At 55.7% G+C, this 15,902-nt stretch carries 13 protein-coding genes and 1 tRNA gene; all 14 read right to left on the reverse strand.

Annotation, left to right across the window (positions count from 1 at the left end; translation table 11 throughout):
- Positions 1 to 142 (reverse strand): GTP-binding protein (locus AUP42_RS21210; RefSeq protein ID WP_231858298.1); only part of this gene is annotated, 142 nt, incomplete at its 3' end.
- A gap of 28 nt (positions 143 to 170) precedes the next feature.
- Positions 171 to 2,252, reverse strand: a complete 2,082-nt coding sequence (gene fusA / locus AUP42_RS14140; protein ID WP_062952267.1) for an elongation factor G — start codon at positions 2,250 to 2,252, stop codon at positions 171 to 173.
- Positions 2,253 to 2,279: 27 nt separating this feature from the next.
- Positions 2,280 to 2,747, reverse strand: coding sequence for a 30S ribosomal protein S7 (gene rpsG / locus AUP42_RS14145; protein ID WP_062952268.1), 468 nt, complete (start codon positions 2,745 to 2,747; stop codon positions 2,280 to 2,282).
- Positions 2,748 to 2,759: 12 nt separating this feature from the next.
- Entirely contained in the window at positions 2,760 to 3,131 is a 372-nt protein-coding gene (gene rpsL / locus AUP42_RS14150) for a 30S ribosomal protein S12 (protein ID WP_007092427.1), read from the reverse strand.
- A gap of 374 nt (positions 3,132 to 3,505) precedes the next feature.
- Complete coding sequence (gene rpoC / locus AUP42_RS14155) at positions 3,506 to 7,699, reverse strand: DNA-directed RNA polymerase subunit beta' (RefSeq protein WP_062952269.1); 4,194 nt, start codon at positions 7,697 to 7,699, stop codon at positions 3,506 to 3,508.
- A 106-nt stretch (positions 7,700 to 7,805) separates the two neighbouring features.
- On the reverse strand, positions 7,806 to 11,972 hold the full coding sequence (gene rpoB, locus AUP42_RS14160; RefSeq protein WP_062952270.1) for a DNA-directed RNA polymerase subunit beta: 4,167 nt from the start codon (positions 11,970 to 11,972) through the stop codon (positions 7,806 to 7,808).
- Positions 11,973 to 12,336: 364 nt separating this feature from the next.
- Complete coding sequence (gene rplL, locus AUP42_RS14165; protein WP_062952271.1) at positions 12,337 to 12,714, reverse strand: 50S ribosomal protein L7/L12; 378 nt, start codon at positions 12,712 to 12,714, stop codon at positions 12,337 to 12,339.
- 46 nt (positions 12,715 to 12,760) lie between these two features.
- Positions 12,761 to 13,279: a 50S ribosomal protein L10 gene (rplJ, locus tag AUP42_RS14170; protein ID WP_037991699.1), complete on the reverse strand. Its 519-nt coding sequence runs from the start codon at positions 13,277 to 13,279 to the stop codon at positions 12,761 to 12,763.
- A gap of 282 nt (positions 13,280 to 13,561) precedes the next feature.
- Complete coding sequence (gene rplA / locus AUP42_RS14175; protein ID WP_007092432.1) at positions 13,562 to 14,260, reverse strand: 50S ribosomal protein L1; 699 nt, start codon at positions 14,258 to 14,260, stop codon at positions 13,562 to 13,564.
- A 4-nt stretch (positions 14,261 to 14,264) separates the two neighbouring features.
- Positions 14,265 to 14,693 carry a 50S ribosomal protein L11 gene (rplK, locus tag AUP42_RS14180; protein WP_062952272.1) on the reverse strand — a complete coding sequence of 143 codons (429 nt, stop codon included), beginning with the start codon at positions 14,691 to 14,693 and terminating at the stop codon, positions 14,265 to 14,267.
- A gap of 104 nt (positions 14,694 to 14,797) precedes the next feature.
- Entirely contained in the window at positions 14,798 to 15,328 is a 531-nt protein-coding gene (gene nusG / locus AUP42_RS14185; RefSeq protein ID WP_007092434.1) for a transcription termination/antitermination protein NusG, read from the reverse strand.
- Positions 15,329 to 15,331: 3 nt separating this feature from the next.
- Complete coding sequence (gene secE / locus AUP42_RS14190; RefSeq protein ID WP_062952273.1) at positions 15,332 to 15,529, reverse strand: preprotein translocase subunit SecE; 198 nt, start codon at positions 15,527 to 15,529, stop codon at positions 15,332 to 15,334.
- 49 nt (positions 15,530 to 15,578) lie between these two features.
- Positions 15,579 to 15,654 (reverse strand) — tRNA-Trp (locus AUP42_RS14195).
- 132 nt (positions 15,655 to 15,786) lie between these two features.
- On the reverse strand, positions 15,787 to 15,902 hold a 116-nt coding region (locus tag AUP42_RS21215), incomplete at its 5' end, for an elongation factor Tu (protein ID WP_082817764.1).

Consider the following 15,902-nt stretch of genomic DNA (forward strand, 5'->3'; position numbering starts at 1 on the left):
TGTAGTCCTGGAACGATGCGCCGCCGCTCTCTGCGAGAACTTTGGTGATCGCTGCGGTCAGCGTGGTTTTACCGTGGTCAACGTGGCCAATGGTGCCGACGTTCACGTGCGGTTTTGTACGGGCAAATTTTTCTTTAGCCATTTCTAACTCCGTTTATTCTGGCTTCGCCTTAGCCGGCCGACTTGGCCTTGACTTCGTCCGCAACTGCCTGCGGGACGTCGGCGTAATGATCGAACTGCATCACGAACTGGGCACGGCCCTGGGACATGGAGCGCAGGGTATTGACGTAACCGAACATGTTCGCCAGCGGGACAAACGCGCTAACAACGCGTGCGATACCACGGGAATCCATGTCACGGACCTGACCACGGCGACTGTTAAGGTCACCGATGATGTCGCCCATGTACTCTTCCGGCGTCACAACTTCGACCTTCATGATCGGCTCAAGAAGCTTCGGACGAGCTTTCGAGAGACCTTCACGGAAGGCGGCACGAGCTGCGATTTCGAAGGCCATGACGCTCGAGTCAACGTCGTGATACGCACCGTCGGTCAGGGTGACCGAGAAGTCGGTGACCGGGAAGCCGGCAATCACACCGCTGTTAAGCGAGGTTTCAAGACCCTTGGCAACACCCGGGATGTATTCCTTCGGAACGTTACCGCCAACGACGGTATCCTTGAAGGAGAACCCGCTGCCCGGTTCACCCGGGGTGAAGGTCAACTTGATACGTGCGAACTGACCCGAACCACCCGACTGTTTCTTGTGGGTGTAATCGATGTCGACTTCCTGGGAAATCGTCTCACGATAAGCAACCTGCGGCGCGCCGACGTTTGCTTCGACCTTGAATTCACGCTTCATGCGATCGACGATGATGTCGAGGTGAAGTTCGCCCATACCGGAAATGATGGTCTGGCCGGATTCGTGGTCGGTTTTGACGCGGAACGACGGATCTTCCTGTGCAAGACGTGCAAGGGCGAGACCCATTTTCTCCTGGTCGGCTTTCGATTTCGGCTCAACAGCGATTTCGATAACCGGATCCGGGAATTCCATACGCTCAAGGATGATCGGCTTGGCCGGATCGCAAAGGGTATCACCGGTGGTGGTATCCTTCAGACCAACCAGAGCAACGATGTCGCCCGAGCAAGCGTATTTGATTTCTTCGCGGTTGTTTGAATGCATAAGCAGCATACGGCCGATACGTTCTTTTTTCTCTTTGACAGAGTTGAGAACGTAAGAACCGGCTTCAAGCATACCGGAATAGATACGTACGAACGTCAGCGAGCCAACGAACGGATCGCTCATGATCTTGAATGCAAGACCGGAGAACGGTGCTTCGTCGTTCAGCGGACGTGAGTCCGGCTCGTCTTCGGTGCCCGGCTTGATGCCGCGCACGTCTTCGATGTCGTCCGGAGCCGGCATGTAATCGATGACGGCATCAAGAAGCGGTTGAACGCCTTTGTTCTTGAACGCGGTGCCCAGAAGGACCGGAACCAGTTCGCCTTTCAGCGTACCTTTACGGATGCACTTCTTGAGAACTTCCTCGGACGGCATTTCGCCTTCGAGGTAAGCTTCCATGGCAGCTTCATCGCACTCGACAGCCTGTTCGATCAGAGCTTCACGGTACTCTTCAGCCTGGTCCTTGAGCGAGTCGCGAATGTCGCGATATTCGAATTCTGCGCCGAGGCTCTCGTCTTTCCAGACGATTTCCTGGTTTTTCACCAGGTCGACAACACCTTCGAATTCCATTTCGGAACCGATCGGCAGCTGCATGACAGCCGCGTTGGCACCGAGACGGTCTTTGATCATCTGGACACAGCGGAAGAAGTCCGCACCGGTACGGTCCATTTTGTTGACGAAGCACATGCGCGGAACGCGGTACTTGTCAGCCTGGCGCCATACGGTTTCGGTCTGCGGTTCAACACCGGAAACGGCATCGAAAACAGCGCATGCACCATCGAGAACACGAAGCGAACGTTCAACTTCAATCGTGAAGTCAACGTGGCCCGGGGTATCGATGATGTTGATGCGGTTATCTTTCCAGAAGCAGGTCGTCGCAGCAGACGTAATCGTAATGCCACGTTCCTGTTCCTGTTCCATCCAGTCCATGGTTGCGGCGCCGTCGTGGACTTCGCCGATTTTGTAGGACTTGCCGGTGTAGAATAGAATTCGCTCGGTGGTCGTCGTTTTACCAGCATCGATGTGAGCCATGATGCCGATGTTGCGATACCGAGAGATCGGAGTACGTTGTACCATAATCGACTCTTGATCTTGAGGTCTGAATTACCAGCGGTAATGAGCGAAAGCCTTGTTGGCTTCGGCCATACGATGGGTGTCTTCGCGCTTCTTGACAGCCGAGCCACGGTTGTTGGCTGCGTCCATCAGTTCACCGGCGAGACGACCGATCATGGTCGTTTCGGAACGCTTGCGAGCAGCGTCAACCAGCCAGCGAATGGCCAGTGCCTGACGGCGCTCGGAACGAACTTCAACCGGAACCTGGTAAGTAGCACCACCAACACGGCGCGAACGAACTTCGACGTTCGGCTTCACGTTGTCCATGGCTTCATGGAACTGGGCTACCGGATCGGCACCCTTGCCTTCCATAACTTCCAGTGCACCATAAACGATCTTTTCGGCGGCAGATTTCTTACCGTCGAGCATAAGGCCGTTCATGAATTTGGTCAGAACCTTATCGCCATATTTGGCGTCAGGCAAAACTTCGCGCTTTTCAGCAGCGTGACGACGTGACATCTGAGCTGCTCCTTATTTCGGGCGTTTCGCGCCGTATTTCGAACGACGCTGTTTACGGTCTTTGACACCCTGGGTATCGAGGGTACCGCGAATGATGTGGTAACGCACACCCGGCAAATCCTTTACGCGGCCGCCACGGATCATGACGACAGAGTGTTCCTGCAGGTTGTGACCTTCACCCGGAATGTAGCTGGTAACTTCGTAGCCGTTGGTCAAACGGACACGAGCAACCTTACGAAGTGCCGAGTTCGGCTTCTTCGGGGTCGTGGTGTAGACACGGGTGCATACGCCGCGTTTCTGCGGGCAGGCTTCCAGTGCCGGAACCATGTCGCGCTGGGTGCGCGGAGTCCGCGATTTGCGGATCAACTGGTTAATAGTGGGCATTAACTTTCCCTTTGTACTTTAACGGACGCCACAAGGGCGCTGCTCTATCGACGCACGACGAACGACCGCATGCCTTTGCAAATCCTGCAAACGCAAATACGGACCGCCCATTACGCAGGATCATCCTGCCCTCGACGGCCGTTAGAGTCGCACTCAAGCGACGGGGGGCAAAACCGCCCGTTGCCAAGCAATTTGGCACCGACACAGCTACACCCCCCGAGATTCGGTGGGCGCATACTAGTGACGGCCCCATTTCGCGTCAAGCAAAACCCTGTGGGCCTTCGAGTTGGCGCTTCAAACGCCGAGGCGAACCGGTGCATCGATAGATAATTCCCGGTTCGCCTCTGATTCTTTAACAAGCTTGCGCGGCGATGTTACTCGCCGGCTGGCAATGACGGGGACTCGGCATCGGCCTGCGGGCCGAAATTGTCGCCGATTTCCTCTTCTGCCTCGATCTGTACATTCTTGTCGCGTTCGGCGGCCAGTGCACGGAAACGGTTCATCACCGCACCGGTACCTGCCGGGATCAGACGACCCACGATCACGTTTTCCTTCAGACCGATCAGGGTATCGGTTTTGCCCGATACGGCTGCTTCGGTAAGAACGCGCGTGGTTTCCTGGAACGACGCGGCCGAGATGAAGGAATGCGTCTGGAGCGATGCCTTGGTGATCCCCTGAAGGACCGGTGCAGCTTCGGCCAGTTCGCCACCTTCTTTAATGGCACGTTCGTTTTCGGCATCGAAATCGACACGGTCGATGATTTCGCCAACCAGAAGCGTGGTGTCACCGGTTTTGGTAACTTCCACTTTCTGAAGCATCTGACGAACGATGACTTCGATGTGTTTGTCGTTAATCTTCACGCCCTGCAAACGGTAGACTTCCTGGATTTCGTTGACCAGGTAGTCGGCCAGTGCCGGGACGCCCATAACGCGCAGGATATCGTGCGGAACCGGCGAACCATCAAGCAGCTGATCGCCCTTCTCGACGAAGTCCCCTTCCTGAACGGCAAGATGCTTGCCTTTCGGGATCAGGTATTCGACCGGTTCGGTCAGACCGCTATCCTCAAGCGGATGAACGATCACGCGACGCTTGTTCTTGTAGTCCTTGCCGAACTCAACACGACCGGCGATGTCGGCGATGATGGCGTGGTCCTTCGGCTTGCGCGCCTCGAACAATTCAGCCACACGCGGCAGACCACCGGTGATGTCACGGGTTTTCGAGCCTTCGCGCGGAATACGTGCAAGCACGTCACCGGCGTTGACTTTCTGACCGTTCTCGACCGAGAGAATGGCATCAACCGACAGGAAGTAACGGGCTTCAAGACCGTTTTCCAGGTTGATGACCTCGCCGTTTTCGTTACGCAGCGTAACGCGCGGCTTGAGGTCGGATGCCTTCGGCATGCTCTTCCAGTCGATAACCGTTTTCGAGGCGATACCGGTCGCTTCGTCATAGACTTCGCGAATGGTTACGTTCTCGAGAAGGTCGACATAGTTCACATAACCTTCTTTCTCGGTGATGATCGGCAGGGTGTACGGATCCCACTCGGCCAGTTTCTGGCCACGCGTGATCTGGTCACCGTCATCAGCAAGCAGTTTCGCACCGTACGGGACGCGGTATTTCGCACGTTCACGGCCGGTTTTGTCGATCAGCAGGATCTCGAGGTTACGCGCCATGACGATCATGACACCGCTCGAGTTCGTAACAACCGCACGGTTCTTCAGTTTGACGGTCGCATCGAAGTTGGCTTCGACACCCGAAACTTCCGCACCACGCTGTGCCGCACCACCGATGTGGAACGTACGCATCGTAAGCTGCGTGCCCGGCTCACCGATCGACTGTGCGGCAATAACACCGACAGCTTCACCGATATTGACCGTGGTACCACGTGCCAGGTCACGACCATAGCAATGGCCGCAAACGCCTGTTTCGGCATCACAGGTCAGGACCGAACGGATACGCGCCATTTCGACGCCTGCTTTTTCGATCAGATCAAGGTGATCTTCGACAACCATTTCGTTCTTCGGAACGATGACTTCGCCGGTTGACGGATTGACAATCTCGTCAGCGGTGAAACGACCGAGGATACGATCAGACAGCGTCTCGATAACTTCGCCGGAATCGACAACCGCAGCAATGTCGAGGCCGCGTTCGGTACCGCAATCATGCTGGGTGATGATGCTGTCCTGTGCGACGTCGACGAGACGACGGGTCAGGTAACCCGAGTTCGCCGTTTTCAGTGCGGTATCGGCCAGACCTTTACGGGCACCGTGGGTGGAGTTGAAGTACTCCTGCACGGTCAGGCCTTCTTTGAAGTTCGAGATAATCGGCGTCTCGATGATCGAGCCATCCGGCTTTGCCATCAGGCCGCGCATGGCAGCCAGCTGACGCATCTGGGCGGCAGAACCACGGGCACCGGAGTGCGCCATCATGTAAACCGAGTTCACATTGTCACCTTCTGCCGTTGCCGAGATGACTTTCATCATCGCTTCGGAAACGTCATCGGTGCACTGCGACCAGGCGTCAACGACCTTGTTGTATTTCTCACCGCGAGTGATCAGACCGTCCTGATACTGCTGTTCGTATTCCTTGACCTTGTCATGGGTCGCGCCAACCAGGGTTTCCTTGGCTTCCGGAATGATCATGTCATCCTTGCCAAACGAAATACCGGCTTTGCATGCCCAGTTGAAGCCAAGACCCATCATGCGGTCAGCAAAGATAACGGTCTCTTTCTGGCCACAGTGACGATAGACGACGTCGATAACGTTCGAGACGTCTTTCTTGGTCAGCAGCTTGTTGATGGTCGCGAACGGAATGCGCGGATGACGCGGCAGCAGTTCGGACAGCAACATGCGGCCAACCGTGGTCTGAACACGGATGGTGATCGGTTCGTTGTTCTCGTCGACGGTTTTGTAACGTGCATTGATTTTCGAATGCAGGGTCACAACACCGGCATCAAGAGCCTGTTCGATTTCGGCGATATTGACGAAGGACATGCCCTCGCCCGGCTGACCGTCGCGTTCCATCGAGATGTAGTACAGACCAAGGACAATATCCTGCGACGGCACGATGATCGGTTTACCCGAAGCCGGCGAAAGGATGTTGTTGGTCGACATCATCAGGGTACGCGCTTCAAGCTGCGCTTCAAGCGACAGCGGCACGTGAACGGCCATCTGGTCACCGTCGAAGTCGGCGTTGAAAGCCGTACAGACGAGCGGATGCAGCTGGATTGCCTTACCTTCGATCAGGGTAGGCTCGAAAGCCTGGATACCAAGACGGTGAAGGGTCGGTGCACGGTTAAGCATGACCGGGTGTTCACGGATAACCTGTTCAAGGATATCCCAGACTTCGGCACGCTCTTTTTCCACCATGCGCTTTGCAGCCTTGATGGTGGTCGCCATCCCGTACAGCTCAAGCTTCGCATAGACGAACGGCTTGAACAGTTCGAGCGCCATTTTCTTCGGCAGGCCGCACTGATGCAGTTTCAGGTTCGGACCCACGGTAATAACCGAACGCCCGGAATAGTCGACGCGTTTACCCAGAAGGTTCTGACGGAAACGGCCCTGCTTGCCTTTAAGCATGTCCGACATCGATTTGAGCGGACGCTTGTTGGCACCGGTGATCGGACGACCGCGACGGCCGTTGTCAAACAGCGCATCAACCGATTCCTGAAGCATACGTTTTTCGTTACGCACGATGATATCGGGCGCACGAAGCTCGATCAGGCGCTTCAGACGGTTGTTACGGTTGATCACACGACGGTAAAGGTCGTTCAGGTCGGACGTAGCGAAACGGCCGCCATCCAGCGGAACCAGCGGACGCAGTTCTGGCGGAATGACCGGGATCACTTCAAGGATCATCCATTCCGGACGCGCACCGGACTCCTGGAAAGCTTCGATCAGCTTCAGGCGTTTGACCAGCTTCTTGCGCTTGGCTTCGGAATTGGTTTCCTTGAGGTCGATTTTCGCGGTTTCGCGTTCGTCATCAAGATCGATCGCAGCAAGCATGTCGCGGATCGCCTCGGCACCGATACCGGCACGGAAGCTGTCTTCGCCATACTCTTCCTGTGCGGTCATGTACTGATCTTCTGAAAGAAGCTCACCCATCTTGAGCGGGGTCAGACCCGGCTCGATGACCACATAGTTTTCGAAATACAGAATGCGCTCAAGATCCTTGAGCGTCATGTCCAGCAGCAGACCCAGACGGCTCGGCAGCGACTTCATGAACCAGATATGGGCAACCGGTGCCGCCAGTTCGATATGGCCCATACGCTCGCGACGTACTTTAGCCAGAGTCACTTCGACGCCGCATTTCTCACAGATAATGCCGCGATATTTCATACGCTTGTACTTGCCGCACAAGCATTCGTAATCCTTCACCGGACCAAAAATGCGCGCACAGAACAGGCCGTCGCGTTCCGGTTTAAAGGTCCGGTAGTTGATGGTCTCCGGTTTCTTGATCTCGCCGAACGACCAGGAGCGGATACGCTCCGGGCTGGCGATCTGAATCCGGATCTGATCGAAGCTCTGGGTGCCCTGCGGCTGCCCGAAGATCTTCATCAACTCGTTCATAAAGGCTCTCCCGCTATGCCCGGTCTCGCCGGGTTTCGCCAATTTTCAGGCCGAAAGATGCTTGATGGCGGACGGGATACCCGAATGGTACCCGCCCGCCAAGCTATTAAAGGTCGTCTTGCTCGAGCTCGACATTGAGACCCAGCGACCGAAGTTCTTTAACGAGAACGTTAAAGGATTCCGGAATGCCCGCCTCGAAGGTGTCTTCGCCACGAACGATCGCCTCATAGACCTTGGTACGGCCCGAAACATCGTCCGACTTGACGGTAAGCATTTCCTGGAGGGTGTAGGCAGCACCGTAAGCTTCGAGTGCCCACACTTCCATCTCCCCGAAACGCTGGCCACCGAACTGTGCCTTACCACCCAGCGGCTGCTGGGTAACAAGCGAGTACGGACCAATCGAACGGGCGTGGATCTTGTCGTCGACCAGGTGATGCAGCTTGAGCATGTAGATGTAGCCCACGGTCACCTTGCGATGGAATTTCTCACCGGTACGACCGTCATAAAGGTCGACCTGGCCAGAACCATCAAGGCCTGCTTTTTCGAGCATGCGAACCACATCAGGCTCACGCGCACCGTCAAAGACCGGGGTTGCCATCGGCACACCACGACGCAGGTTGTTACCAAGCTCGATGACATCGCCATCGCTCAGCTCTTTAATGCCGGTGACGTATTGCTCGTCCTCGTACACTTCATTGAGCTTGCCACGCAGGCTGTCCATCTCGGCACGACCATCGGCAACAGCATCGACAAGCTCGCCGATCTGTTCACCCAGACCACGCGAAGCCCAGCCAAGGTGGGTTTCAAGGATCTGGCCTACGTTCATACGCGACGGAACACCAAGCGGGTTCAGAACGATATCGACAGGCGTACCGTCTTCGAGGTGCGGCATGTCTTCCATCGGCATGATGCGCGATACGACACCCTTGTTCCCGTGACGGCCGGCCATCTTGTCGCCCGGCTGCATTTTACGCTTAACCGCGACAAAGACTTTGACCATCTTCATCACGCCCGGCGGCAGTTCGTCACCAGCCTGAAGCTTGTCGACCTTGTCGTCGAAACGAGCCTGCAGAACAGCAATCGATTCCTCGAACTGTTTCTTCAGGGCTTCGATGTCGGACATGACACTGTCATCGGCAACGGCAATCTGACGCCACAGACCACGTGCAACACCCGAAAGGGCGTCTTCGGTGATCTCGCCATTCAGACCTTTCGGTCCGTCGACCAGGGTCTGGCCAAGCAGCAGGTTTTTCAGACGACCATAGAAGTTGCGTTCCAGGATCGCACGTTCGTCATCACGGTCTTTTGCAAGACGTTCGATTTCGGAACGTTCGATTGCCAGGGCACGTTCGTCCTTGTCAACGCCACGACGCGAGAACACGCGGACTTCAACAACGGTACCGAACTGTCCCGGCGGGACACGCAGCGACGTATCACGGACGTCGGATGCTTTTTCACCGAAGATGGCGCGCAGAAGTTTTTCTTCCGGCGTCATCGGGCTTTCGCCCTTCGGCGTCACTTTACCGACAAGGATATCGCCCGGCTTGATTTCCGCGCCGATGTAAACGATGCCCGCCTCGTCGAGGTTTTTAAGGGCTTCTTCACCGACGTTCGGAATGTCACGGGTGATCTCTTCCTGACCCAGCTTGGTATCGCGGGCCATGACTTCGAATTCCTCGATATGGATCGAGGTATAAACGTCATCACGTGCGATACGCTCGGACAGAAGGATGGAATCCTCGAAGTTGTAACCGTTCCAGGGCATAAACGCGACCAGCACGTTACGGCCCAGAGCCAGTTCACCCATATCGGTACACGGACCATCCGAGATGATGTCGCCCTTCTGGACAACATCGCCCACCTTCACCAGCGGACGCTGGTTGATGCAGCTACCCTGGTTGGAACGCTGATATTTCAGCAGGGTGTAAATATCGACACCCGATTCCGATGCGGCGATATCACCGGTTGCGCGGATAACCATACGGGTCGCGTCAACGGATTCAACAACACCATCACGGCGTGCGATCAGGGTTGCACCCGAATCACGTGCCACCGGAACTTCCATACCGGTACCGACATACGGCGCTTCAGAACGGATCAGCGGAACCGCCTGACGCTGCATGTTCGAACCCATCAGTGCACGGTTCGCGTCATCGTTCTCAAGGAACGGAATGAGCGCGGATGCGACCGATACGAGCTGCTTCGGCGAGACGTCCATAAGGTCGATCTCTTCGGAGCGGGCCATATAGTGGTCACCGGCTTTACGGGTGTTGATCAGTTCGTTCTCGAAGCCGAATTCCTTGGTCAGCGGTTCGTTCGCCTGTGCAATGACATAGCGACCTTCTTCGATGGCCGAAAGATAGATGACTTCAGGGGTAACCACGCCATCGACAACCTTGCGGTACGGGCTTTCGATGAAGCCGTACTGGTTGACGCGGGCAAAGGTCGCCAGCGAGTTGATCAGACCAATGTTCGGACCTTCCGGCGTTTCGACCGGGCAGATACGACCATAGTGGGTCGGATGAACGTCACGAACTTCAAAGCCTGCACGCTCACGGGTCAAACCGCCCGGTCCAAGTGCCGAAAGACGACGCTTGTGGGTGATTTCCGAAAGCGGGTTGGTCTGGTCCATGAACTGCGACAGCTGCGAAGAGCCGAAGAATTCACGAACGGCAGCCGCAACCGGCTTCGCATTGATCAGGTCATGCGGCATGACGTTGTCGATCTCGACCGAGCTCATACGCTCGCGGATCGCACGTTCCATACGCAGCAGGCCAACACGGAACTGGTTTTCCATCAGCTCGCCGACCGAACGCAGACGACGGTTGCCAAGATGGTCAATATCGTCGATTTCGCCACGACCGTCTTTCAGGTCGATCAGAACGCGGACGACTTCCAGAATGTCTTCACGACGCAGAACACGAACCGTATCCGGGCATTCCAGATTAAGGCGCGCATTCATTTTCACACGGCCAACAGCCGAGAGGTCGTAACGCTCTGCATCAAAGAACAGGCCTTTGAACATGGCTTCCGCACCCTCGATGGTCGGCGGTTCGCCAGGGCGCATGACGCGATAGATGTCCACAAGGGCTTCTTCGCGGTTGCTGTTCTTGTCCAGTGCAATGGTGTTGCGCAGATACGCACCGACATTGTTGTGGTCGATCATCAGCAGACGAACGGTGTCGACACCCCATTCTTTCAGCTGCTCGAACACACCTTCGGTCAGTTCGTGGCCGGCTTCGGCAAGGATCTCGCCGGTTTCGCCGTCAATCTGGTCTTCTGCCATGAACCAGCCGTTAAGCTGTTCTTCCGGCACCAGGATGTGTTTGACACCCTGTTCGACAAGCTTGGCAGCGGAACGCTTGGTGATCTTGCTGCCTGCGGCGGCAACGACTTCACCGCTGTCGGCGTCAAGCAGGTCAAAGACCAGCTTCTGACCGATATAGCGATCTGCATTGAAATCGGTAACCCAACCATCCTTGGTGCGGCGGTATTCTGCCGACTCATAGTAATAGTTGAGGATTTCTTCAGGCGTCAGGCCTTCGATTTCCGACGGATCGACAGAACGGCCTTCTTCGGCACGCTGTGCACGCAGGGCCTGGGACTCTTCGTTTTCAAGAGCCATAAGCAGCGTGGTCGCCGGCAGTTTGCGGCGACGGTCGATACGGACATACAGGATGTCTTTCGCGTCGAATTCGAAATCGAGCCACGAACCACGATACGGGATCACGCGCGCAGCAAACAGGTACTTGCCCGAGCTGTGGCTCTTGCCCTTGTCGTGGTCGAAGAAGACGCCCGGCGAACGGTGCATCTGCGAGACGATAACACGCTCGGTGCCGTTCACGATAAAGGTACCGTGTTCGGTCATGAGCGGCATGTCGCCCATATACACGTCCTGTTCCTTGATATCGCGGATCGAACGTGCACCGGTATCTTCGTCAATATCCCAGACAACCAGACGCAGTGTCACGCGCAGCGGCGCGGCAAAAGTCATGCCACGCTGACGGCACTCCTCGGTATCGTATTTGGGCTGCTCCAGCTCATACGACACAAACTCGAGGGTTGCGCGCTCTGAGAAATCTTTAATCGGAAAGACGCTCTTGAACACTTCCTGGAGGCCGGCATCGTCCCGCTGCTCCTGCGGGGTACCAGTCTGCAAAAACTTGTCGTAAGAATTCTTTTGAACCTCAATCAGGTTCGGGAGCGGAGCGACTTCGCTGATCCGTCCAAAGCTCTTGCGGATGCGCTTTCGACCGGTAAAGGACTTATCCATCATCGTTCCTTTAATCGCGCCTCCCCACACCGTCGTAACTCGTTCGCCCCTGTGCCATCATGCAAAAAGCATACAGCACAACGACGCCCGAGCCCCGTACGGGGCGGGCGTTCACTTGATTATGACCGTGGATGTTATGTGACATCCAACATGAATGAGATCACTGATCCCTCGGCTGTCGACGCCGTCAAAGATAACCTCTGACCTAAACGGCCTTACGTTATGTACGATTACCTTTGGCAGCGTCAACCGTAAATTTCCTTTTCGCGTCCCGACAGACCGGACACCCATTGCCCGCACCGTAGAGACGGATAGGTCGGCGACCCGAAGGCCGCCGACCCAAACCTTGGCAAGAAGCCGTCGATTACTTGAGTTCGACGGTTGCGCCAGCTTCTTCAAGCTGCTTCTTGATCGACTCGGCTTCGTCTTTCGACGCGCCTTCTTTAACAGCTTTCGGTGCGCCTTCGACCAGGTCTTTGGCTTCTTTCAGGCCAAGACCGGTGATTGCGCGAACTTCTTTGATGACGTTGATTTTCTTGTCACCAGCAGAAGCCAGGATAACGTCGAATTCGGTTTTTTCTTCTGCAGCAGCAGCACCGGCAGCAGCGCCACCAGCAGCAGCAACAGCAACCGGAGCAGCGGCGGAAACGCCCCACTCTTCTTCGAGAAGTTTGGAAAGCTCTGCAGCTTCAAGAACGGTGAGCTTCGAAAGCTCTTCAACGAGTGCCTTAAGATCGGCCATTTGTATAAACTCCTAGGCTTGAACTTGGATAAGTTGGTAAATTGGGTTACGCGGCTTCGCCTTTTTCGGCGTATGCCTTCAGCACCTGGGCAATCTGGGCCGCCGGCTTGGAGGTCAGCGTAGCGATACGCTGTGCCGGGGTCTGGATCATACCCACCAGTTTCGCACGCAGTTCGTCCAGCGACGGCAGTTCTGCCAGAGCTTTGACGCCCTGTTCGTCCAGAATCTGTTCACCGATGGCGCCAGCAACAAGAACGAGCTTGTCATTGGCTTTTGCGAACGTTGAGGCCACTTTCGCGACCGACGCGGGATCAGCCGAATAGGCGATCGCGGTCGGGCCGGTGAAGTGGTCTGCAAGACCGGCAAATTTGGTGCCTTCCAGAGCAAGTCGCGTAAGCCGGTTTTTGGTGACCTTGAAGCCCGCACCAGCATCACGCATCTGCGCACGAAGAGCGGTGATTTCCGCAACCGTCAACCCTTTGTACTGGGTAACGATAACGCCTTCCGCACCTTCGAACACTTCGCGCATTTCTGCTACGAACTGTGTTTTATCATCGCGGTTCACTTTAAGTCTCCGACATTGCTTATTGCCCTGAACCCCATGGGGGGTTCACAGACGTGACCAGTCCTTTCGAACCGGTCTGTGACGCCCGTCCGTTTGCCAGATGTCCAAGCCTTTTGTGATGCCCCGTTAACCGGGGAAAACTAAAAACCGGAACCTCTGCCTATGCAGGAGATTAAGAACGGCAAATACCGTTCACCTGCAGTCTGGGACAGACAGGTAGAGAGGATCTTGCAACCCTCTCCGGTCCTGACCGGCCGCATGCGACCGGTCAGAATTCTTGAATTACTTCGATGCGATGTCCGCAATCGACAGTTTCACGCCAGCGCCCATGGTCGAGCTGATGGCGGCGCGCTGCAGGTATACACCTTTTGCGCCTGTCGGTTTTGCTTTGACGATCGCAGAAACGAATGCCTTGGCATTTTCAACAAGCTGTTCTTCGCTGAAGGACGCCTTGCCGATACCGGCATGGACAATGCCATTCTTCTCAGCGCGGAACTGAACCTGGCCAGCTTTGGCATCGGAAACAGCCTGGGCAACATCCATGGTCACGGTGCCGAGTTTCGGGTTCGGCATCAGGCCGCGCGGGCCGAGAACCTTACCGAGACGACCGACAACAGCCATCATGTCCGGGGTTGCAATAACGCGATCATAGTTCAGATCGCCTTTCTGCATTGCTTCCATCAGGTCTTCGGCGCCAACAGCGTCCGCACCAGCTTTCTGGGCTTCTTCTGCTTTGGCGTCTTTTGCGAAGACGGCGACGCGCATGGTTTTACCGGTACCATGCGGAAGCGAAACAACACCACGGACCATCTGGTCTGCGTGACGCGGATCAACACCAAGGTTCATCGCGATTTCAACGGTTTCGTCGAATTTCGCTTTTGCACCATCCTTGACGAGCTTGACCGCTGCGGTCAGTTCGTACTGGGTGTTACGATCGATGCCCTCATAAGCCTGGGCAAGGCGCTTACCAGTCTTGGCCATCGTCTTACTCCACAACCTCGAGGCCCATAGCACGGGCAGAACCTTCGATCATCGCCATCGCGCCTTCAACGTCAAATGCGTTGAGGTCAGCCATTTTGGCTTCCGCGATTTCCTTGACCTGTGCTTTGGTCACTTTACCGATGTAACCTTTACCGGTCGTACCGGAACCTTTCGGAATGCCTGCTGCCTTTTTCAGGAAGTAGGATGCCGGCGGGGTTTTGGTGACAAAGCTGAAGGAACGGTCGGAATAAACGGTGATGACGACCGGAATCGGCATCCCTGGTTCCATCTGCTGGGTCGCTGCGTTGAACGCCTTGCAGAATTCCATGATGTTCACGCCGCGCTGACCAAGAGCCGGGCCGACGGGCGGCGACGGGTTGGCTTTGCCGGCGGGAATCTGCAGCTTGATATAGCCGTCGATTTTCTTCGCCATTAGAGTACCTCATTACAGAAGCGCGCGGTACGGTCATGGCTGACCTCCCGCGCTTTAAAAACTGTCCGCATCACGCAAACAGAAACTTCACTTGTATCAGCTCGTCAGAGCTTTTCGACCTGGGTATATTCCAGCTCGACCGGGGTTGAACGACCGAAGATCGAAACCGACACCTTAAGGCGCGCACGTTCTTCATCAACCCCTTCGACGACACCGTTAAACGATGCAAACGGACCGTCGGAAACACGGACTTCCTCGCCAACCTCGAACGAAATGGTCGACTTCGGACGCTCGACACCTTCCTGCACCTGATGCAGGATGTGCTGGGCTTCCTTTTCGGAAATCGGCATCGGCTTGCCACGGCTGCCAAGGAAATCGGTGACCTTGGCGGTGTTCTTGACCAGATGCCAGCTCTCATCCGTCAGGTCCATATTCAGCAGCACGTAGCCGGGGAAAAACTTCCGCTCGGCATTGACCTTCGCACCGCGACGAACCTCGACAGTTTCTTCCGTCGGAACCAGGACCTCTTTGATTTCGCCCTCAAGACCTTTCTTGATGGACTGTTCGCGGATCGACTGGGCGACTTTTTTCTCAAAACCCGAATGGACGTGCAAAACGTACCAGCGATGCGCCATGACTTAACCCCCGACACCAAAGATCAACTGAACGCCCCAGGCGAGAAGCTGATCCACAACAAAAAAGAAAACAGACGCCAAAGCCACCATGACGAAAACCATGATGGTCGAAACGGTCGTTTCCTTGCGGGTCGGCCACGAAACCTTTTTAGCTTCGGTGCGAACCTGCTGTACGAATTGTGCCGGCGACGTTTTAGCCATTGTCGGGGTTACACCGCTTTCAAAAATTCAATTCCAGGACCCGGGTAAATGGCAGGAGCGGAGGGACTCGAACCCACGGCCCTCGGTTTTGGAGACCGATGCTCTACCAACTGAGCTACACTCCTACAAGGTAATCAGAAAGTTGAATTTCTTCAGGTCTTTCCGACACAGTCCTGCCCGGGCGGCAGGGTGTGCGGGCGGCTTATATCCGCCCGCACATCAAAGATCAAGCACCCAATGGTGCAAATCTTCAAAAATTATTCGATGATTTTCGCAACAACACCGGCGCCGACGGTACGACCGCCTTCACGGATTGCGAAACGCAGACCTTCGTCCATTGCGATCGGTGCAATGAGGGTCGCGGTCATCTGGA

The sequence above is a fragment of the Thalassospira lucentensis genome, from assembly GCF_001613805.1.
GTDB lineage: Bacteria > Pseudomonadota > Alphaproteobacteria > Rhodospirillales > Thalassospiraceae > Thalassospira > Thalassospira lucentensis_A.

What these genes read in the sequence shown, in the direction of transcription:
- rplL (WP_062952271.1), bottom strand. Translation starts at nt 12,714, where the DNA reads ATGGCCGATCTTAAGGCACTCGTTGAAGAGCTTTCGAAGCTCACCGTT.
- fusA (WP_062952267.1), bottom strand. Translation starts at nt 2,252, where the DNA reads ATGGTACAACGTACTCCGATCTCTCGGTATCGCAACATCGGCATCATG.
- rpoC (WP_062952269.1), bottom strand. Translation starts at nt 7,699, where the DNA reads ATGAACGAGTTGATGAAGATCTTCGGGCAGCCGCAGGGCACCCAGAGC.
- rpoB (WP_062952270.1), bottom strand. Translation starts at nt 11,972, where the DNA reads ATGGATAAGTCCTTTACCGGTCGAAAGCGCATCCGCAAGAGCTTTGGA.
- secE (WP_062952273.1), bottom strand. Translation starts at nt 15,529, where the DNA reads ATGGCTAAAACGTCGCCGGCACAATTCGTACAGCAGGTTCGCACCGAA.
- rpsG (WP_062952268.1), bottom strand. Translation starts at nt 2,747, where the DNA reads ATGTCACGTCGTCACGCTGCTGAAAAGCGCGAAGTTTTGCCTGACGCC.
- rplK (WP_062952272.1), bottom strand. Translation starts at nt 14,693, where the DNA reads ATGGCGAAGAAAATCGACGGCTATATCAAGCTGCAGATTCCCGCCGGC.
- rpsL (WP_007092427.1), bottom strand. Translation starts at nt 3,131, where the DNA reads ATGCCCACTATTAACCAGTTGATCCGCAAATCGCGGACTCCGCGCACC.
- rplA (WP_007092432.1), bottom strand. Translation starts at nt 14,260, where the DNA reads ATGGCCAAGACTGGTAAGCGCCTTGCCCAGGCTTATGAGGGCATCGAT.
- nusG (WP_007092434.1), bottom strand. Translation starts at nt 15,328, where the DNA reads ATGGCGCATCGCTGGTACGTTTTGCACGTCCATTCGGGTTTTGAGAAA.